The sequence below is a fragment of the Kitasatospora sp. MBT63 genome (assembly GCF_000710465.2).
GTDB lineage: Bacteria > Actinomycetota > Actinomycetes > Streptomycetales > Streptomycetaceae > Kitasatospora.
This window is the reverse complement of the sequence record NZ_JAIZ01000061.1, coordinates 1-17,829: the sequence shown is the minus strand read 5'-3', so window position 1 is coordinate 17,829 and position 17,829 is coordinate 1. Positions and strand designations below refer to the sequence as shown.

The 17,829-nt window shown below is 72.6% G+C and carries 19 protein-coding genes; 4 read left to right on the top strand and 15 right to left on the bottom strand.

The window, feature by feature from the left end; translation table 11 throughout:
- Positions 1-33: 33 nt before the first annotated feature.
- The 8 genes from AA75_RS04130 to AA75_RS04095 form a co-directional block, all read right to left on the bottom strand.
- Positions 34-495 (bottom strand): hypothetical protein, encoded by a 462-nt coding sequence (locus AA75_RS04130; protein WP_149037928.1) that lies wholly within the window; start codon positions 493-495, stop codon positions 34-36.
- A gap of 9 nt (positions 496-504) precedes the next feature.
- Entirely contained in the window at positions 505-1,440 is a 936-nt protein-coding gene (locus AA75_RS04125; RefSeq protein ID WP_033818341.1) for an SAM-dependent methyltransferase, read from the bottom strand.
- A 47-nt stretch (positions 1,441-1,487) separates the two neighbouring features.
- Positions 1,488-1,871, bottom strand: a complete 384-nt coding sequence (locus AA75_RS04120) for a roadblock/LC7 domain-containing protein (protein WP_033818340.1) — start codon at positions 1,869-1,871, stop codon at positions 1,488-1,490.
- Positions 1,871-2,881, bottom strand: coding sequence for an ATP-binding protein (locus AA75_RS04115; protein WP_149037927.1), 1,011 nt, complete (start codon positions 2,879-2,881; stop codon positions 1,871-1,873). Before AA75_RS04115 ends, AA75_RS04120 begins: the two co-directional genes overlap by 1 nt.
- 57 nt (positions 2,882-2,938) lie before the next feature.
- Positions 2,939-3,373 (bottom strand): hypothetical protein, encoded by a 435-nt coding sequence (locus AA75_RS04110; protein ID WP_033818338.1) that lies wholly within the window; start codon positions 3,371-3,373, stop codon positions 2,939-2,941.
- Entirely contained in the window at positions 3,370-3,795 is a 426-nt protein-coding gene (locus AA75_RS04105) for a hypothetical protein (protein ID WP_033818337.1), read from the bottom strand. Before AA75_RS04105 ends, AA75_RS04110 begins: the two co-directional genes overlap by 4 nt.
- A 65-nt stretch (positions 3,796-3,860) precedes the next feature.
- Complete coding sequence (locus AA75_RS47000; RefSeq protein WP_149037925.1) at positions 3,861-4,604, bottom strand: hypothetical protein; 744 nt, start codon at positions 4,602-4,604, stop codon at positions 3,861-3,863.
- A gap of 44 nt (positions 4,605-4,648) precedes the next feature.
- Positions 4,649-5,167 carry an ATP-binding protein gene (locus tag AA75_RS04095; RefSeq protein WP_051811800.1) on the bottom strand — a complete coding sequence of 173 codons (519 nt, stop codon included), beginning with the start codon at positions 5,165-5,167 and terminating at the stop codon, positions 4,649-4,651.
- Positions 5,168-5,535: 368 nt separating this feature from the next.
- Between AA75_RS04095 and AA75_RS04090 the strand changes: the two genes are divergently transcribed.
- The 3 genes from AA75_RS04090 to AA75_RS04080 all read left to right on the top strand — a co-directional run bounded on the left by AA75_RS04090 (position 5,536) and on the right by AA75_RS04080 (position 8,936).
- Positions 5,536-6,921 (top strand): hypothetical protein, encoded by a 1,386-nt coding sequence (locus AA75_RS04090; protein ID WP_033818336.1) that lies wholly within the window; start codon positions 5,536-5,538, stop codon positions 6,919-6,921.
- Positions 6,922-7,011: 90 nt separating this feature from the next.
- Entirely contained in the window at positions 7,012-7,491 is a 480-nt protein-coding gene (locus AA75_RS04085) for a TrmO family methyltransferase (protein ID WP_033818369.1), read from the top strand.
- 386 nt (positions 7,492-7,877) lie between these two features.
- Positions 7,878-8,936: an aldo/keto reductase gene (locus AA75_RS04080; RefSeq protein WP_199520257.1), complete on the top strand. Its 1,059-nt coding sequence runs from the start codon at positions 7,878-7,880 to the stop codon at positions 8,934-8,936.
- On the opposite strand, the gene AA75_RS04075 is transcribed toward AA75_RS04080, so the two are convergent.
- From AA75_RS04075 to AA75_RS04065, 3 genes are read right to left on the bottom strand one after another with little or no spacing between them, the layout of a single operon-like run.
- On the bottom strand, positions 8,914-9,381 hold the full coding sequence (locus AA75_RS04075) for a PPC domain-containing DNA-binding protein (RefSeq protein WP_033818334.1): 468 nt from the start codon (positions 9,379-9,381) through the stop codon (positions 8,914-8,916). The two genes, AA75_RS04080 and AA75_RS04075, sit on opposite strands and share 23 nt — an antisense overlap.
- On the bottom strand, positions 9,381-10,385 hold the full coding sequence (locus AA75_RS04070) for an asparaginase (RefSeq protein ID WP_051811798.1): 1,005 nt from the start codon (positions 10,383-10,385) through the stop codon (positions 9,381-9,383). Before AA75_RS04070 ends, AA75_RS04075 begins: the two co-directional genes overlap by 1 nt.
- A 60-nt stretch (positions 10,386-10,445) precedes the next feature.
- Positions 10,446-11,933, bottom strand: a complete 1,488-nt coding sequence (locus AA75_RS04065) for a hypothetical protein (RefSeq protein WP_033818333.1) — start codon at positions 11,931-11,933, stop codon at positions 10,446-10,448.
- Between the two features lie 263 nt (positions 11,934-12,196).
- Here AA75_RS04065 and AA75_RS04060 point away from each other — a divergent pair, with 263 nt between their 5' ends.
- Positions 12,197-13,582, top strand: a complete 1,386-nt coding sequence (locus AA75_RS04060) for a hypothetical protein (protein ID WP_033818332.1) — start codon at positions 12,197-12,199, stop codon at positions 13,580-13,582.
- Between the two features lie 11 nt (positions 13,583-13,593).
- Here AA75_RS04060 and AA75_RS04055 read toward each other — a convergent pair whose 3' ends face one another.
- From AA75_RS04055 to AA75_RS04040, 4 genes are all read right to left on the bottom strand, one after another.
- Complete coding sequence (locus AA75_RS04055; RefSeq protein ID WP_033818331.1) at positions 13,594-14,367, bottom strand: SDR family NAD(P)-dependent oxidoreductase; 774 nt, start codon at positions 14,365-14,367, stop codon at positions 13,594-13,596.
- Between the two features lie 167 nt (positions 14,368-14,534).
- On the bottom strand, positions 14,535-14,846 hold the full coding sequence (locus tag AA75_RS04050; protein ID WP_033818330.1) for a hypothetical protein: 312 nt from the start codon (positions 14,844-14,846) through the stop codon (positions 14,535-14,537).
- Positions 14,843-16,867, bottom strand: a complete 2,025-nt coding sequence (locus AA75_RS04045) for a hypothetical protein (protein WP_233288920.1) — start codon at positions 16,865-16,867, stop codon at positions 14,843-14,845. The genes AA75_RS04050 and AA75_RS04045 overlap by 4 nt, the downstream gene beginning before the upstream one ends.
- A gap of 176 nt (positions 16,868-17,043) precedes the next feature.
- Positions 17,044-17,643, bottom strand: a complete 600-nt coding sequence (locus tag AA75_RS04040) for a hypothetical protein (protein ID WP_149037924.1) — start codon at positions 17,641-17,643, stop codon at positions 17,044-17,046.
- Positions 17,644-17,829: the final 186 nt, after the last annotated feature.

Below are 17,829 nucleotides of genomic sequence, written 5' to 3'. Positions count from 1 at the left end.
GTTCGAGGTGGACGGAAGGGGGACGGGGCGCGGTCAGCTGAGCCGCCGCCACGTACGCACCGGGTGCTCGGCGAGGGCCGGAGGGGTGTGTTCGAAAGGCGGAGGAACGGGCGGGCCCAGCGCTGCGGCGACCTCGGTGAGGCGGGTGAACCCGGCGCCTGGCGGGACCCGCCAGTACAGGCCTTCCGAGGACGTGGCGGCCAGCGGCGGGACGTCGATCTGCGTGCCCGGCGGCATCATCCGCACCCCGCTCGCGCGCGGCACCGCCTCTCGGATGTGCTCTCCCGGCGGAAGGAGGAAGTCGGAGTAGCCCAACGCCGAGGTGATCACCGGCCCGCAGGCAGGACCGATTGCGGCCAGTACCGTCTCCGTCTCCTCCCCGTTGCACCGCAGCACCTCGAACGCACGCCCGCAGTAGAGGCGGATCGTGTGGGCCGGCAGCCACATCGGCCGGGGCGGGAACGACGCCTGGGCAGGGACTCGGGTGGTGTGCATCGCGGCCCCCTACGGCTTGCGGGCGATCACGGCGTAGCCGCTGGCCCGGCGCTGCGCTCGCGGATCGGTCGGGCCCAGGGACGGGGACCACTCCCGCACGGGGGCGACTCCGGGACCGAGCAGGTCCCAGCCCTCGACCAGCGCTGCGACCTCCTCACGGGTGCGCGCGGTGCAGGGCAGACCCGCTGCCCGGTAGCCGTCGGCCTCGGCGCCGCCGGCCGGGCTGTCCGCGCTGCGGTGGCTGACCACCAGCCAGCTGCCGCGACGCACCGCCGCCTTGTAGGCGTCGAGCACCTGGTGGGCGTCCGGGATCTCGTGGAGGACGTCGAAGAACAGCAGCGCCACCGGCCGGTCCCAGGCGATCGGCACTCCGGACCGGCCGAGGACGCCGGCCGGGTCGGCGAAGTCGGTCTCGTGGTGCCGCACGGCCACCGCACCGCCCTGCGGAGCGGCGAGCAGGGCCCGGGCGTGCGTCATCACCAGCGGGTCCTTGTCGACGTGCACCACCGTGGACCCCGGGGCGGCCAGGCGGTGGAGCTCGGCGAATCCGGGCCCGGACGCCTGGAGCAGCTGCGGCGGGAGGGGGAGGCCGCACCCGAAGTCGATGAGCTGGTCGGCACCGGGGAGGCGGGCGAGGTGGGCGGCGGCGAGCGTGCGGAAGCATTTGCGGGCCACGGCTCGCTCCTCCGCCTCGTCGCCGTCCAGGACCTGCCGGGCTGCCGTCTGGTCGGCGGGGAAGCTCGTCTTCCCCCCGAGCAGTACGTCCTCCACGCGCGCGGACTGCGGGAGGCTCATGTCCAGCCGCCGACAGGGGTGCTCGCCCGGGTCCGGTGCGAGTCCGTCCCAGGGCACCCGGAATCCGGTGCCGGCGATCTGCCGCGGCAGGGTGTGGAGCCTGGTCGCGGGGCGGGCCGGGCCGGGGGGTCGGCGGGTGGTGAGGGGCATCGGGTTCTCCAGCGGTCGCGGACGGCGTGCGGGATTCGGGCCGGAGGTCAGGCCGACAGCGCGCCGGCAGGGGTCAGGCGGTCGGCCAGCATCGCGAGCTGCTTGCCGATGTCTCCCATCTCGGCCTCACCGGTGCCGAGGGCGGCGAGCAGCGAGCCGTCTCCGGCGGTCACGATCAGCAGCTGGGCGTCGTGGTAGTCGATGGAGATGTGCTGGGTCGACGCCCCCTGCAGCGCCCGGGCGACGCCGGCGGCGAGGTGGCCCAGGCCGGTGACCGCGGCGGAGAGGGTGTCCGCGAGGTCTCGGGGCATAGCGTCCGTGGACGCCATGAGGAGACCGTCCTGGCTGACCTGGAGCGCGTGGCGGATGCCGGGGACCGTCCCGGCCATGGCGGTCAGGGTCTCGGAGAGGTCGGTGCGGGGCTGGTTCATCAGACTTCTTCCAGGGATTCGGGCGTGGGGGAGAAGGCCGCCGGGGCCGGCGGAGCGTCATCGGGCAGGACGAGCAGGTGGCCCGGTAGCAGGACGGTGGCGCGTGTGCCGCCGCCCGGGGCGGACTGCAGGTGGACGTGGAGACCGAGCGCGGTCGCCGCCAGGGCCACGGTGCGCAGCCCGAGCCGGGGAAGAGGCTGGCGCGGTGCCGGCCGGACGGTTCCGGGCGGGGGAGTCGCGTCCGACGCCGGGTGGAGCCGCCCCTCGACCAGCGCGGTGGCCTGCGCCAGGGTGAGGTCGTCCATGCCGACTCCGGCGTCGGTGACGCTGACGAGAGCGCCGCCGTCGGCGCTGCGCTCGACGTGCAGGTGGACGGGTTCCTCGCCTTCGGCGCAGGCGCGGACGGCGTTGTCGAGCAGTTCGGCCAGGGCCGTCATCAGCGGCTCGACTACCCGCCCGTGGACCTGGAGGGCGGAGTCACCGGTCACCTCGACACGCTGGAAGTCGGCGATCGCGCACTGAGCGCCTTGAGCGACCTCGACCAGGGTGGCGGGCCTGCGGCGGCGCTCGGGCCAGGCGCCGCCGGCCAGCACGAGCGCGCGCAGCACGCCGTGGTGGGCCATCGCGTTGGCGTGGTCGAGGCCCATCGCCGAGTCGAGCTTTTGGGGGTCGGTGAGCGACAGCTGCTGCTGGGCGAACATACGGCGCTGGACCTCCAGGACGCCCAGGAGGGGCTCGAGGCTGGCCAGCAGGTCCTGGCGTGCCGCGTGCTGGAGCTGGCCGAAGCAGTTCGAGATCTGCCAGACCGCCTGGTGCAGCTCCGGTGCGGCGCTCGGGTGCAGCGGCAGGCCGCCGGGGCGGACCGTCCGAAGGATCCGGGGAAGGCCGCCGCGGACGAACGCCTCGACCGCCGCCCGGCCGGCTCCGGCGAGCTGGCTGCGGAGACTGTCCAACTCGGCTTCCGGCTGCGGCGCGGCCCGCCGGTGTCTGCGGATCGACCTGGTACTCACGATCACCTCCAAGGTGGGTGCCCGTCGTCGAATGGGGGCAGGGCGGATGAGGGGTGCTCAGTTCGGTTGGGGCACTCCGAGGGCGGCCAGCAGGGCACTGGGAGCGGTGGCCACCAGCCGGCCCGGCGGAATGGCCCAGTGCACGTCCCGGCCGGATCGCACCGCTGCGGGGGGCACGCTCAGGCGGGCGTCGGCGCGTCGCAGCCGGGCACCGCAGGCTCGCCAGCCCGGGGTGAGAACTCCGGGCTCGACCAGGAAGTCCATGCTGTCGGCCAGGCGGCTGGCCAGGACCATCCCGCACTCCTTGCCCAGCGCCGCGATCACCCGGCGTCCGATCTCCTGCGGCATCCGGACGACGTCGAATCGGTCGCCCAGGACGACGGATTCGACCTGGTCGCGGGGTACCCACTGCGGGATGAGGCCGTAGCCGCTTCGCGCGACCTGGTACCTGGCCCCCGGTGCCTGCCGGCCCCGCAGGGCCGTGCCGGTCACCGGGTCCGCCCTGTGGCGAGGGGCGCGTAGTCGGCTGTGCACGGGCCGGACGACGGGGCCAGCGAGAAGGCCCTGAGCGCAGACCGCATCGTGTCGACGGCCGTGGTGCCGTCGGCCGCGACCACGAGCAGGCAACTGTCGTCGAGAGCCGTGACGATGGCCTGGGTGTCGTGGGTACGGCGCGCCCAGTACCAGAGCCTCCCGAGGTGGCCGCCGTCCCGGGCCCACCGCCAGCCGCCGACCGCGACCCTCGCCAGGTCCGCCGTGGTTGCCGGGTCGAGTCCGAGCGTGTGGGCGAGGATCTCTCCCGCGGTGGTGGTGCGCACCGCGCCGACCCCGCCGCTGATGCCGGTGACCAGGCCGGCCAGCCCTGCGGGAGAGCAGGGGGCCGGGGTGCCGGCGTGCGGGCGGGGGAAGCGCATGGTCGATCCGATGACCAGCTCACGGGGCCGACCGAGCTGGAGTCCGGGCTCCGAGCGCGGGGAATTCAGCACGCGGCGGCCCCCACGTACTGGGACCGGCCGGACTGCTCTCGGTCCAGGGTGCGCCGGGGCGGTGACACCGCAGCGCCGAAGGCGATGCGGCCGTAGGTGTCGAGGAAGACGACGTAGCCAGGCGGGACCCTGCCGTGGTCGACAGCCCTGCCCAGCGCGTCTCGCAGCTGCGCCTGCGCCGCCAGATCGGCCTCGGTGGCGATCAGCAGCGCCGCAATGCTGGCCTCCTCGCCGATAAGCCGGTACGAAGGCCAGCCGTGGTCGGCCACGATCGCGGTGAGGAGATCGACCGCGTGCCGGGCGGCCGTCAGCCGGGTTTCCGCCCACATGTAGTCACCGGTACCGGTCTGCCGCCGGATCGCGAGGCGGACGGCATCAGCGTGGCGGACGAGCTGGTCGGCCACCAGATGGTCGACCGTGAAGTCCCCTGCCTCCCGCTCGGGCGCCACCAAGCGATGCTCGGACAAGGGAGCCAGCTCAACTCCGCCGCTGTGCAACGCGGCTGCCGTCGGAAGGTTCTGGCCTGCCGCTGTCTGCGCCGGTGTGATGGCGGCCAGGTCGGTGCACCCTGGCGACGGACGGCGGTCATAGCTGGCGCTTTGGGGACGGACCGTACGCGGCCGGATGGCGTTGCCCGCGTAGCCGGGCCGTATCAGGGTGCCGAGCCGGTCGAGGAGGCGGCGTCCGGGCGCGGGCGGCTTGCGCCGACGTGTGCCTCCAGCACGGGTGGTGGTCATTTCCCCCCCAGGGACGGGTGATTGGGTGTGGTGACGGGTGGGTCTCAGGTGGCGAGTGCCGGCTCGGTGGCGCTCTGGAGGCACGTGGCGGTGCCGTCGCTGCGCCAGTAGGCCGTGATCCGCTTCCCGCGGCCGGCCTCGGTCCGCCCGAGGGTCACGTGGTCGCTCAGCTTGCCGACCAGTTCGAGCCCGCGGCCGCCGGTAGCGTCCGCACCGGCCGCGCGGACGACCGGGCAGCTGAGGTTCTGGTCCTCGACGCAGACGGCGACCATCCTGCGGTAGCGGGCGACGGTCACGGTCACGAAGCCCTTGTCGGCGCCGGGCCCGCGTCCGTGCAGGACCGCGTTCGTGATCAGCTCACTGGCCACCAGGACCACGTCGTCGGCCAAGTCGGCCAGGCCCCAGCCGAGGAGCTCGGTGCGAACCAGACGGCGGCCGGCCGAGGCAGCGGCTCCGTCCGCCCGCAGCTCCACCGCCCGAAGCTCCTCGACCTCGCTGCGGTCCGGGAGCGTCCCCGGGTCCGGCTCGGGGAGCAGCCAGGGCTGGTCCGGGCTTGTCGTCATGCCTTCAGCTCCCTCGCGTCAGCGCCGCTGCGGGGCACCGCGCCCAGCGTGCTGCGTACCTGTGCTGTCGAAGCGGCTGCCGCCGCCGGGCATCCATGGCGGAGTGCGACCGCTCGGCCTGCCGGGCCGGAGTTCGTCGCCACCGTGACCACGCTCGCTCCCCCCTTCGTGAGGCCGGTGTCGGCCGCCAGCGGGTAGCGCGACTGCGGGACCCGGGCGTTGACCTTGACGAAACCGCCTCGGCACGGTGCCGCGGCGGAATATCGTCGACAGTGAGCGAACCGCCGATCACGGCCCGTGGGTACCCGGTCGCGGCAGCGGATGCCGCTAAAGCTGCTAAAGATCGTTTCGAGGAGGAGCGGCGCACCGTGGCGCTTGAACGCAACCTGCTGCTCGACGCCGTCGTCAAGGAGTTGGGCTGGTCGCAGGAACAGCTGGCCGGCCACTTCCGCCGCCTGGCCGCCGAGCAGGGCGCCGACGAACTGCTGTCGGTGACCCGCAGCCACATTTCGCAGTGGCTCCGGGGAGTGAAACCCAGCGGTCGCGCCCCGGATATCTTGTGCGCGACGCTCTCCAGGGGACTGGGGCGCGTGATCACGCCCTCGGCCGTCGGGCTCGCCCCTGCCGACGAGGCACCCGCGGCGCCCGGCTGGGACGCCGACAGCGTTTCCGCACTCGCAGACCTCGGGAGCAGCGACATGTTGAGCCGGCGACAGGTGATCGGAGGCTCGGTCTACTCCGCGATCGGAGCCGTGCTCCCGCCGGAGCCGTGGTGGCAGAGCAGGCTGGCCGCCGCCCAGCGGCGCGTTCCGCTCTCGCGCCTGGCCGTCAGCCCTGTTGAGGTCGAGGCCGTTCGCGAGGCGGCCGTGTTCTTCTCCTCGCGCGACCAGCGCCTGGGCGGCCGCGCCGGCCGAGCAGCGCTGACGACGTACTTGCGCACGGACGTCGCCGACTACATGGCCGGGCGCTTCCCCAGCGAGCAGGTCCGCCGCGATCTCGCCGCGGCTGCCGGTGAGCTCGTCTACGTGGCCGGCTGGATGGACTTCGACGCGGGCCGGCAGGGCTCGGCTCAGCGGGGCTTCGAGGTGGCGCTGGCCCTGGCCGCCGAGGCGGACGACGCCCCGCTGGCCGGCCACATCCTGCGCGCCGCCGCGCACCAGGCCGTGGACCTCGGACACCCCGGCCGAGCGCTGCAGCTCGCCGAGGCCTCCATGGACCGCCGCCGCTACGGCCGGGCGAGCTCCAGGGAGAAGTCGCTGCTGGGCGTCGTCCATGCGCGGGCCCTGGCCGCCTCCGGCCGCCGGCAGGACGCGCTGACGGCGCTGCTGCGGGCCGAGAACTACCTCGGCAACGCGGCCCCGGCCGGCAGCGGGGAGGATCCCGCGCGGGTCGACTTCTTCGGCGAGGCCAGCCTCGCCCACGAGACGGCGTGCACCCTGCGCGACCTCGGGGACCTCCAGGGCGCGGAGATCGAGTTCCAGCACAGCGTCCGTACCCGTCTGCTGCCGTTCGCGCGCACCCGGGCCGTCACCCTCGGATACCTCGGGGACGTCCAGGTCCGCCAAGGCCACATCGAGGCCGGCTGCGCCACCTGGGACCAGGCCTTGGACGCCATGGTCGGCCTCCAGTCCGCCCGGGCCCGGAGCACGGTGGTCCAGATGCGCCGCACCCTGTCCCCGGTCCGCAAGCGCGGCGGGAGCGTTGCGGCCCGGCTCGACCGGCGCGCCCAGGAGTTCCTGCGCACCGTAGGCTGACCGCGCCACACCCACGAACCCCCGGCCCGGCCCCAGCCTTTGGGCGGCCCGATGGGCCGAACGAGATGGGAACCAGCCGTGCCGGACGACATGCTCAAGTTCAAGCCGATCGCCACCGTGGTCAGCGGGCACACCGAGCCCGCCGACGACTTTCAGGGCGGCGTGGAGTCGATCATCAGACTGAATAGTGAGTACCCGCTCGACACCCTTCAGGGCCTCGAGGAGTTCTCCCACCTCGCTGTTGTCTGGTTCTTCCACCGGGCGTCGCCCGACGATGTCCAGCTGCACGCCCGCAGCCCCCGCGGAGACAGCCGGTGGCCGGCCACCGGCACCTTCGTCCATCGCAACCACCGCAGGCCCGCTCAAATCGGGACGTCCTACCCCCGCCTGCTGCGCGTCGACGGTCGGGACCTGCACGTCACGGACCTGGACGCCGTGGACGGCACGCCCGTGCTGGACCTGGCGCCCTGGTTCGTCGCCATGGGCCCGCGCGGACCCATCACCGAGCCGGCCTGGCCGGGCGAGATGCTCGCCCACTACTGGGACGACGCTGACAAGCGCCCGTTGTAGATCGACTTCTGGACTATCTGAAACTCGGCCGCGGACGGCGGCCGAGCTCAACCGTTCGACTGCGAAGGCGCCTGCTAGTACGACAGCCGTCTGCATGATGCGCCTCCGTCTCACTCGTCAGTCGGTCCGACCTGCGGAGTGAAACGGTCGCGCTCGAACAGGCGTCACCGCTACAGCGGCGGGCGTCACTTCAGCGTCATTTCGAGAGCATGCTGCACTGGCCGTCAGCCGCACGCGGCCCCTTTCACGATCACCATCTCCAGACTGCGGGACCGCGAGTCCGTGAAGTGACGCTGAAGTGACGCCTGCCGCTGTAGCGGTGACGCCGCCCGAACTGGGACTGTGCGTCCAGGCGGATCGTCGACCCTGGATGGGAGCACGCTGTTGTGAGCACGGATGCCTCGGATGCACCGAGTTCGCCACTGGGGCGCCTCGGCCTCGGCAGCCGTCCCCTCGGCGGTCCCGCTGTGGTCGACGGGGTACCCGTAGGCGGTGCGGAGATCAGCAGCGACCAAGCCCTGGCGCTACTGCATCGGGCCTGGTCAGCGGGCATCCGCCGTATCCACAGCAGCGATGTATACGGGCTGGGCCATGCCGAGCGGCTCATCGGGCGACTCCGCAACGACCTGGGAGAGGACGCGGCCCGGGAGCTGCGGCTGTCGATCACTCTGGGGCAGTTCCGAGGCACCGCCTCGCACTCGCTCCAGCCGGTCCACATGCGGCACCAGCTCGAACTGCTCAACGAGAACGCGGGCGTCGAAGAGCTCGACATCATCTCCTTGGCCCGTGTGGATCCAGGACTGGGGGACGCGGACGAGATCGTTGAGGTGATGCGCTCCCTGCGCGACAGCGGCTGGACCCGGAGCCTGGGCCTGCCACTGCCGGCAACCGCGGGCAGGACCGACGAAAGCGCCGGCTTCGCCCGCTTCACAGAACTCCTCCACCGGGTGCAGCCGGACGTCCTCGCGGTGGGGTTCGCCGACCTGCTCCCGTCGGCCCGGCTCGGCGCCGAGAGCGTGAGGGAGTTCGCACACCGCAAGGGCTACGGGCTTGTGGTCCACGGGCCGCTCTCCCACGGTCTGCTCACCGGCGTGTACTCGTCGGGCGCCGAACACCGCTTCGCCGAGGGGGACCTGCGGGCAATGCACGGGTGGTTCGGTGCGCAGCCGCTCCGGACTGTCGACCGGCATCTCGACCGGTTGCGCGAGCGGTTCGGCCCCGATCCGGCGCAGTTGGTGCGCCTCGCGCTGCAGTACTGCCTGCAGAGCAGCGACCGCGCCACGGTGATGGTCGGCGCGAGCAGCGGCGAGCAGGTCGACGGACTCCTGGCGGCCGCGCGCTCTCCTCTGTCCGTCGAGGAGTTCGGCTTCGTCGAGTCCGTCTACGACGCGTTGTGTGCCGAGCTTCCGGCCCCCGCCACGCCTACGGGAGCGGCGCGGAACTGATCTCCAGGGTAGGGATGCCGTGCGGCCCCAGGCGTGGCCGGTTCATGACCGGTGCCAGGATCTCGGTGACCACCATCTCCTGGATGAACTGCACCTGGGCGCCGAGGAGGTGGCTGGTGTGGCCGCGGGCGCGGTCGGCCTTCACGCCGACCGACAAGTGGATGTGGGGGTCGAAGCCGCCGTCGGGGTGCCGGGCCAGAGTGCCCGCGCCGACGGCTTCCACGTGCTGGAGGACGGTCTCCTCCCATACGGGGGCCTCCGGGTCGGCCAGGGGGCCGCACGAACCGACGAGCCGCACAACCCGGAAACCGCCGAGGAACATCGGGATGTAGCCCTGGAGGAGCTGCTGCTGCTCGCAGAAGCGGCGCAGCTCGGCAAGGAAGTCGTCGCCGTCGGCGAAGGCGAGGACGAACGAGCGCCCGAGGGTGGCCTGCTGGAAGTCCATCACAGCTCCACGGCGGAGGGGTCGAAGGCAGCACGAACCGCGCCGAGGTCGGCGCCGGTGCGCAGCAGGACGGTGAGCAGGATCCGGGCCTTGTAGGGGTCGAGGTAGCCGGCGCCGATCAGGCCGCGGGCGAGCAGGTCGCTCTCGGAGCCGGGGAAGGCGTAGGTGTGCGACAGCACCGGGCCGGCACCGGTGCGGGAAGCCAGGACGACAGGGATGCGGGCGGCTTCCTTCTGGAGGAGCTCCACGTGGCCGCCGGGCACGTGGCCGGCTCCGAACGCGGAGACGACCAGGCCGTCGAAGCGGCCCTGGGCGGCGCGCAGCATCTCGCCGTCGTCGCCCAGGCTGAGGGTGAGCAGGCCGACGGTGGCCGGGCGGGTGAACGGCTGGGCGTGCACGATGCGGGGCAGGGGGCGGGCCAGGAAGCGCACGCGGCCTTCGACGATGTGCCCAAGGGGGCCGGTGTCGGCGGTGAACGCGGCGGTGCTGGTGGAGTGGGTCTTGCGGGTGCGGGCGGGGTCGAGGATCTGGTCGTTGAAGACGATCAGCGGTCCGAGGCCGCGCAGCTGCGGGTCGGCGGCGGCGGTGACGGCGGCGAGCAGGTTGGCGGGGCCGTCGGCGCCGGCGAGGGACGGCGCGCGCATCGCTCCGGTGACCACCAGGGGGTGGTCGGTGCGGTGCAGGAGGGAGAGCAGGTAGGCGGTCTCCTCCAGGGTGTCGGTGCCCTGGGTGATGACCGCGCCGGCGTAGCGGCCGGTGTCCAGTTCGGCGGCAAGTTCGGCGGCGACGCGCGCGATGGTGTCGATGGTCAGCGACGCGCCGGGCACCTGGGCCAGGTTGCGGGACTCGACCGAGACGGGCAGTTCGGCCAGGCCCGGCACCGCGGCGATCAGCGCGTCGGCTCCGAGTACGGGGGTGATGCCGCCGGTGTCCGTCCGGGTCATGGCGATGGTGCCGCCGAGGCCGACATACAGCACGCGGGCGCGGGGGCGGGAGTCGGTCACGGTGTTCGTCCTCGCATCGTCTCGGCGCCGGGTGCGTTGCGGAGCCTACCGGCTCGACGGTCAGCCGAGGGTGCCGACGAAGGCCAGCACCCGGTCGACCTCGGCCAGGGTCAGGTGGCGGCTGCGGGGGCGCAGCATCGCCGTGCTGCCCGACCGGGCGAGTTCGCCGCAGCGCGCGGTCAGCCACGCCCAGTCGAGGGCGAGGTGCTCGGCCAGGGCCCGAAGGCGCTGGCGGGGCTCCTCTCCCCGCACCACCGAGGTGGCGCGCGCGTGGTCCAGCATGTGCTGGTAGCTGAGCAGGTCGGCCGGCTCCGCGGTGGCATCGACCCGCCACATCGCCTCGCCGGCCACCCAGTTCGCCAGGACCGCGTGCTCACCGGGCACCAGGACGAAGCCGTCCACGTCGGCCAGGCGCTCGTCGGCGCTCACCCACACGTCCAGGCCGTGAAGCTCCATCAGCGCCACCGTCAAGAACAACAAGATCCGCTCGTAGGGATCGCTGGAGGACACGGCGGAGGCCGGGATGCAGAACGCCCTGGCCATCCGCTTCCGCCCACCTGTGCCGAACCGGCCGGTCAACTCCCGCAGGTAGACGTGCTTGTGCCGCCACATCAACCACCCGATGCCCTGCTCGCCCCGCTGCTCCCGGGTCCAGAACAGCGGAACGGACTCCGTGTCGGCCAGGTGGCCGAGGATGTGCCGGGCGCAGAACTCCGACCCGATGAACGCGCTCGTGACCGCCCGCAGGTCCGGCATGGAAGTCCTGGCCGGCGCCGAGCGGGGCAGCGACCGGTAGCGCTCCAGCGCCTCCTGCTGCTCCTCTATGGCCCAGTCGTCGGCCAGCAGGGCGTCGTCGCAGGTGAGCAGAGCCAGGGTCAGGGCGTAGGTGAGGTCGTCGAGGCGGTTGGCGCGCGGCACGGGCAGGACCGCGAAAGGGCGCCGGGCCAGGTGCCGGCGGGCGTGCGCGGCATCAAGGAGGTACAGCTCGCCGTCGTACGCGGCAAGCAGGAGCATGCGGGCGGAGGCATCGGCGAGCTGGCGGACATGGTCGTGGTCAGCCGGATCGATGACCAGCAGATCACCTTGGCGGGTCGCTTCGTAGACCTGGGCAACGGTCGTCGTCGAGTCGTACGCGGCAATGCCGTCGAGGCGCCAGTGTCCGCCGAAGCCGGGGACCGCCTCGGCGGGGATCAGGGTCGATGTCGGCCAGCGGCGCCCGGCACGCTGGGCATGGGCGAGGACGTCGTCCGGGAGGGTACGCGCGGCGGTGAGCCCGGTTGCGGGAGCCATCAGCGCTTCGATCGGGTGGCCGAGCCAGTGAACGATGACCCGGGCAGCGTCGTCGCGGGGCTCGCTGATTCCGGAGGCCCAGCGCCGGAAGGACGGATTGGAAGCCGAGACCTTGGCCAGCTTCGGCTCGTCGAGTTCCTCAGCTGCCCGGAGGGCCGCTCTGGGCAGGTGAATCTGGAAGGCGGCCCAGCTCGCGCTGCCGAGTTGTTCCAGGCGCCGCCAGAACAACGTCGGGGTCTCCGGGGCCCACACGGCCATCTTTCGCCTCCGTCCCGGATCCGCTGTCGCCCCGAACGCTGTCCGCGCCATCCCGGCGGGCGATGTCGCGTGGCGCGGGAGGGCTTGCGGGAGAGTCGGGTGAGCCTGCCCGCCGAACGCGAGAGGCGTACCCAGTGTGACGGGCCGGTCGCTCCAAGAGGGGGGTTGTGCGAGGGTTGTGCGGGTGTACATCCGCACAACCGGCAAGCAGAAGATCGTGATTCGCCGGACAGCGGACCCTCGGAGCGGGCAGGATTTCAGCCATGGCAGGCCAGAAAGCGGACGTTACCGGCAACCCGGCGCTGGCAGCCGCCATCCTCGAAGCCGGCTGCTCGAACGCCGGCCTGGCGTTACGCGTCAACCAGCTCGCCACGGCCCAGGGCCTGGTCACGAGGTACGACAAGGCGTCGGTAACCCGATGGGTCCGCTATGGCGACGTTCCGCGAGTCCCTATCCCCCAGCTCATCGCCGAGGCGATCGGCTCCCTGCTCGGCCGCCGCGTCGATCCGGCAGCCCTCGGATTCCCTGCAGACCCGCACCGCGACTTCTCGACAAGAACTCTGACGTACCGTCGGAGTGTGCATGAAGCCCTCCAGACCACCGCCGAGCTGGGCGGCGACGGCCTCAGCCGCCGATCCCTCCTCACCGGCGCCCTCCCGTTCGTCTCCTCCGCCCTCCACCCTCCCCAGCGCGCCTGGCTACTCCACCTCCTCAACCGTGACCCCTCGCTCCACGCCGCCGTCGCAGACAGCAGCGCCCTGGCCCAGGCCAAGAGCATGATCACGATGTTCGACGCGATGGACAACGAATGGGGCGGCGCCGGAGTCCAGGCCAGCATCATCAACTACCTGACCACCCAGCTCATCCCTCAACTTCGTGGCACCTTCCCCGCCGGCGAACGCCCGCAGCTGTTCACCTACGCCGCGAAGCTCGCCGCCATGGCAGGCTGGTCCTCCTACGACCGTGCCGACTACGGTCTCGCCCAGCGCTACATGATCCAGGCCCTGCGCCTGTGCGAAGAAGGCGGCGACCGCGTACTCGCCGGCCAGATTCTCGCTGGGCTCTCCCACCTCGCCACCAGCCTCGGCAACCCCAGCGAAGGCGCGGACCTCGCCGAGACCGGCATCGCCACCGCCCGACACACAGGCAGCCCACTGGGCCTGATGCGCCTGCAGGCGATGCATGCCCGCGCCCACGCCGCCCTCGGCAACCACCGCGCGGCAACCCGCGCACTCGAGGCCGCACACATCTCCCTGGCCTCCAGCCGCGGCGCCGAAAGCGAGTCACCGTGGGTCGGCTACCTCGACCCCCACTACCTGGAAGCCGAAGCCGCCCTCGTTCACCGAGACCTCGGCGAAGCAGTAGCCGCCGAGCGCCTCGCTCGCGCCTCAGTCGACGCCAACGCCAACCGGCGCCGACGCCAGGCCATCAGCCGCTCCGTCCAAGCCACCGCACTCCTCCAGCAGAACGACCTGGACGCCGCGCTCGACACTGCCCACCAGGCATTGGAGCACCTCACCGACACCCGCAGCGAGCGCTCGGTTCAAGCACTCCGAGACTTCAACCTGCGCCTCGACTCGCGGGCCACCGAGCCCGCCGTACGGGCGTTCCGCCGCGCCGCACGGCCTCTGCTCGGCGCGGCCGCCTGACATCCCGCCGGTCAGTAGCCGTCCGGACCGGGCGCGCCCTGCGCCCGGTCCACCGGCAGGTTCACCCCGCTGATGCCCGAGGCGGCAGGGGAGAGCAGGAACAGGACGGCCTCCGCCACCTCCCGGGGCGTCACCAACCTGCCGCCGGGGACCAGCGCCAACAGCCGTGCGAACTCCACCGGGTCTTCCTGCCTGAGCCGATCCCAGCGCCTGCCCGGAATGAGCATCGACCCCGGAGACACTGCGTTCACCCTGATCCCGTCCGCAGCAAGCTCTCGCGCCGTCGACGCCACCAAGCTGATCTGGGCCGCCTTCGCCGCCCCATACTGCGCCGGCCGTCCCGGCTTCCACCCCGAGATCGACGAGACCACCACTGCGGACCCGCCGCCGGCCTCCCGCATGTACGGTGCGGCGCTGCCGATCAACCGGGCCGCGTGCCCGACGTTCATGTCCAGCGTCCAGGCCCAGTCGGCAGGGTCAGCCTCCTCGATGCCGCCCCCTCGAGATCCGCCTGCGCAGGCCACTACCGCATCCAAGCCACCCATCGCGTCCACAGCGGCCTGAACGAAGCCCTCGACGCCGCCAGGGGCGGTCACGTCCGCCAGGTGCGTATGGATAGAAGTCCCGCCAACATCTCGGTGAAGTGTCTCAAGCTGGGACTTCCCTCGTGCGCAGGTCGACACCTTCGCTCCGCCGGCCAGCGCGAGCCGGACGATCTCGGCTCCCAGCCCGCGGGATCCTCCCGTCACCGCAAGGCGCAGGCCGGCCAGTACGCTGTCGGTCATCCCCCGCTCCTTGCTGCCACATGTCCAGCTTCAAGACGGACTGGACACACGGGTACGACCTCCGACAGCGGCATCATGGCCCCATCCTGCCGTGGAATGAAGAGCTTCCGTCGCGTGAAGCCGCGCGAGCGGCGCCGTGGCTGTGGTTGGTTCCTCTGTCGTCCCGATCAGGAGAGAACGGCCGAGTTGCCGATCATCGCGACGACGGGGCGCAGCGGCCTGGGAACGGGAGGGGCGAAGCGGACGACGTCTACACCGGTCCACTGAATGATGGCACCAGGCTTGAAGGTGCGGCCGCCGTCGTGGTCGTCGGGGTCGCTCGTACGCAGCGGCCGCAGGCGAAAGTGTCCGAGCCTCGCCTGTGCGGGGTCGGGTTCGACGCACCAGCCGTACGGCCTGAGCCAGGCATCGACTCCCGCGGCGTCCTCCGGATCGACGGGCAGTTGAAGGGTATTACCCGGACGAGGGTGGATGGTCACGGACGGAGCCTATCGGGGTCGTGGCCCTCCGGGGTTGTTCCGGGGGCGGCGGTGGCCGGGTCGTTGGTGAGCTCGTAGACGCGGCGGTCCGGGCGTGGCGGCAGGTCCGGGCGCACGGTGGATCGGCGGATCCACCGGCGTTCCCGGTTGAAGGTCTCGCCCTCGACAGCGCCGTCCTTGTAGACGGGGCCGACCATGCGGCCGGAGCTGTCGCGGATGCCGATCCGAACGCCGGGTTTCCAGAACGCGCGGCGGGTGCTGGAGTGGCTCAGCGGCGTGCCGGTGCCGTCGGAGGGCAGAGGGGCGGCGGGCTCGGCCGGCGGTGGCGTGTAGTCGAGGACGCGCATGCGGTGCAGCGCGCCGGCCCTGACGGCCGGGTGTCTGGCCAGGCGCTTGAGCTGGTTCGCTGAGTCCGGCTTGCCGGAGGTCCCGCGCGCTGGCGGCTCGGGCGCGTTCAGCCAGGCGGCGAAGCTCAGTTGGGCGGCGTAGGAGTAGAGGAGCCGGCCGGCGGGGTGGCTGCCGTAGGCGGCGGGATGCAGGTACCAGCGGCGGGTGCCGCGGTCATCGACGTCGGTGACCAGGACCAGGCCCATGCTGGTGTCGACGGTGTGGTCGGGGTGGGCGGCGAGCACCGCGCCGAGCACGGCCTGCTCGCGGCCCAGCACCACGCCATGGGCGGTCATGACCTCCAGCTCGTCGTCGTCGGCGCTGATCGCCCGGACCGGGACCGGCTCGTGGAGGACCAGGTTCCACAGTCCGGGCAGGCGCAGCGCCTGGAGGGTGCCGGCGTCTGGCTCGGTGGTGGTCGCGACGTCGAGGGCGAGGTCCGCGGGGACGAAATGGGCGTGGTCGATGGCGAGGTAGGCCGCGGTGGTGGCCAGTGCGGCGACGCGGTGGGCCTGGAGTGCGGCGGGGCTGCGCCGGCGGTCGGGCTGGAAGGCAGCTGGCGTGACGAGGCCGGATCGGAGCGCGCTGAGGTGGGTGGGCACGAGGCCGCGCAGGTCGGACGGGAGCCGGTCGGGGCAGACACGGGTGAAGCGGCGGTCCCACTCCCAGTCGGCCTCGCGGGTGCTGAGCATCAGGGTGGCCAGGCTGAGGCCGGGCCCGTCGCCGGCGGTCGGGATGTGGAGCTGCGCGCGGTGGTCGGCGGGCAGCTCTGACCAGGTCAGCCCGTACCGGGTGGCCAGGAGGGCGGTTGCGTCGCTGTCGGCCATGACCCGCTCGATCCAGCCCCGCAGGCCGGCCTCCAGGTCGAAGCCGGAGTCTGCCGCGCCGTACCAGAACTGCTGCCAGGCCGGCCCGCTGGTGACCAACCCCACCGCTTGCAGGTCGGTGCCGTCCGTCCGCTGGCCGGGCAGGCCGCGGGGCCCGTCCGCAACGCCGACGGTGGAGCGGAGCTGGCTGCGCATCGCGGCGGCGATGTCGGGGGCGACGGCGCGCAGCAGAGCCGGGTCAATGTCCGGGCTGAAGAGCAGGATCAGCTCGCTGCGGTCCTCATGGTCCTCGAGAGCGGCGTGGTCAGCGGCGAGGAACGCCGTGTCGGCCGGGATGTTGTCCGCGGCGGTGACCGTCACCCGGCGTCCGGTGCGGGTGGCGCCGGCGGCGCTGAGCGCGGCCGTGGCGACCTCCGCGCAGGGGCCGGGGGCGAGCGCCGAGACGAGAGCGGCGTCGCTGTGTCGAGCGACGGAGATCAGCAGGGTGCCGTCGCGCACCGTCATCGCGAGGTGGACGTCCGGGTCGTCCTGGACGAGGGGGTGGGCGGCGGCCTCGACCCGGGTCCACATTCCCGGCTCGATGATTCGCGCGCGCCCGTCGGGGGTGCGGCTGATGGTCCCCGGGCCGATCAGTGCCGCATTGACCAGCGCCTCGACCGACTGGGCGGGGGTCTGGCACCCCGGGCAGATCACCGCTCTGAGGACACCTTTGGCGTAGTCCCCGTTCCACTCGGACTGGTCGCTCGCTGCGGCGTGGCTGCGTGCGCAGCCTGAGCATCGGAGGGGGTTGGTGATCGGGGCAGGCATGGCCTCATCGTGCCCGATCCGGTAGGTGGTTCGGGCCTCTTTGCCCGAGGAGGGTGAGGGTTGGGGTGCGGACTTGACGGCGGTGTCCGCCAGGGGATCGCCGCGGGCGGTCGGCGGGCGCTGACCCGTCGGCTCGGGTTGGCCCGCGCCAGCGCGTTGGCTGTCCCGGGGATCGGTTACCGGTTGGCCTGCGGGCTGTCCCGCTTGCGGGGGCTGTGGATGTCGCAGGGGTTGCCGTTGCGGGTGGTGCAGCCGCTGCCGGGCCGGGCTTCACAGCGGGGGCAGGGGCGCTGGAGGGCGCGCAGGTTCTCCGCGTCGCGTCGTAGCCGCGCCTGCTCGGCCTGGGCGTCGGCCTGGGCGCGGCGGGCCGCGCGAGCACGGTCCTCCACTTCCTGGTGCTCCGGGCAGAGTTGGTGCCAGGCGTCGACCGGGCGTCCGCAGATCCGGATGCCGCGCGTCGGCTGCCCGGGGCGTGGATCGCGGTAGCAGCGGGGGCTGTCCACCTGGCGCAGCCGCAGCTCCAGTTCGGGCTGGTGGACCGCGGCGGCGAGGTCGGCCAGGCTTTCCAGCAGGCGCTTGCTCGCGGGAACGTACCACTGGTCCATGTGGTCGCCGTTGACATAGCCCGGTACGCACCGCAGCTCGGATGCGGCGGTGAGGAGTTCATCTACGAGCGCGGCTGCTCGGTCGCGATCTGAGAGCTCTTGGCCCTCGGGGGCGTGCGCCGGCCGGGCGGCTGGGACGGGCTGCAGGTGCCGGTTCGCGCGCGGGGTCATGGCCCGTACCGTCCCACAGCGTTCGGATGCGCGGTGAGCGGCGGGGCCTGCCGTGGCCGTGCGGGCCCTCGTTCGGGTGACAGGGGCCGGGAGCCGGCGGGGCGGCGACGGGCTGATGGTGTCCCTGTCCTCGGTGCCGGGGCTGTCCGCGGCGGCGGGCCATGCCCAGGGGTGGCCGGGCGGGCG

What these genes read in the sequence shown, in the direction of transcription:
- AA75_RS47000 (WP_149037925.1), bottom strand. Translation starts at nt 4,604, where the DNA reads ATGACCACCACCCGTGCTGGAGGCACACGTCGGCGCAAGCCGCCCGCG.
- AA75_RS04105 (WP_033818337.1), bottom strand. Translation starts at nt 3,795, where the DNA reads ATGCGCTTCCCCCGCCCGCACGCCGGCACCCCGGCCCCCTGCTCTCCC.
- AA75_RS04055 (WP_033818331.1), bottom strand. Translation starts at nt 14,367, where the DNA reads ATGACCGACAGCGTACTGGCCGGCCTGCGCCTTGCGGTGACGGGAGGA.
- AA75_RS04130 (WP_149037928.1), bottom strand. Translation starts at nt 495, where the DNA reads ATGCACACCACCCGAGTCCCTGCCCAGGCGTCGTTCCCGCCCCGGCCG.
- AA75_RS04065 (WP_033818333.1), bottom strand. Translation starts at nt 11,933, where the DNA reads ATGGCCGTGTGGGCCCCGGAGACCCCGACGTTGTTCTGGCGGCGCCTG.
- AA75_RS04040 (WP_149037924.1), bottom strand. Translation starts at nt 17,643, where the DNA reads ATGACCCCGCGCGCGAACCGGCACCTGCAGCCCGTCCCAGCCGCCCGG.
- AA75_RS04060 (WP_033818332.1), top strand. Translation starts at nt 12,197, where the DNA reads ATGGCAGGCCAGAAAGCGGACGTTACCGGCAACCCGGCGCTGGCAGCC.
- AA75_RS04085 (WP_033818369.1), top strand. Translation starts at nt 7,012, where the DNA reads ATGCTCAAGTTCAAGCCGATCGCCACCGTGGTCAGCGGGCACACCGAG.
- AA75_RS04125 (WP_033818341.1), bottom strand. Translation starts at nt 1,440, where the DNA reads ATGCCCCTCACCACCCGCCGACCCCCCGGCCCGGCCCGCCCCGCGACC.
- AA75_RS04120 (WP_033818340.1), bottom strand. Translation starts at nt 1,871, where the DNA reads ATGAACCAGCCCCGCACCGACCTCTCCGAGACCCTGACCGCCATGGCC.
- AA75_RS04075 (WP_033818334.1), bottom strand. Translation starts at nt 9,381, where the DNA reads ATGGACTTCCAGCAGGCCACCCTCGGGCGCTCGTTCGTCCTCGCCTTC.
- AA75_RS04095 (WP_051811800.1), bottom strand. Translation starts at nt 5,167, where the DNA reads ATGACGACAAGCCCGGACCAGCCCTGGCTGCTCCCCGAGCCGGACCCG.
- AA75_RS04045 (WP_233288920.1), bottom strand. Translation starts at nt 16,867, where the DNA reads ATGCCTGCCCCGATCACCAACCCCCTCCGATGCTCAGGCTGCGCACGC.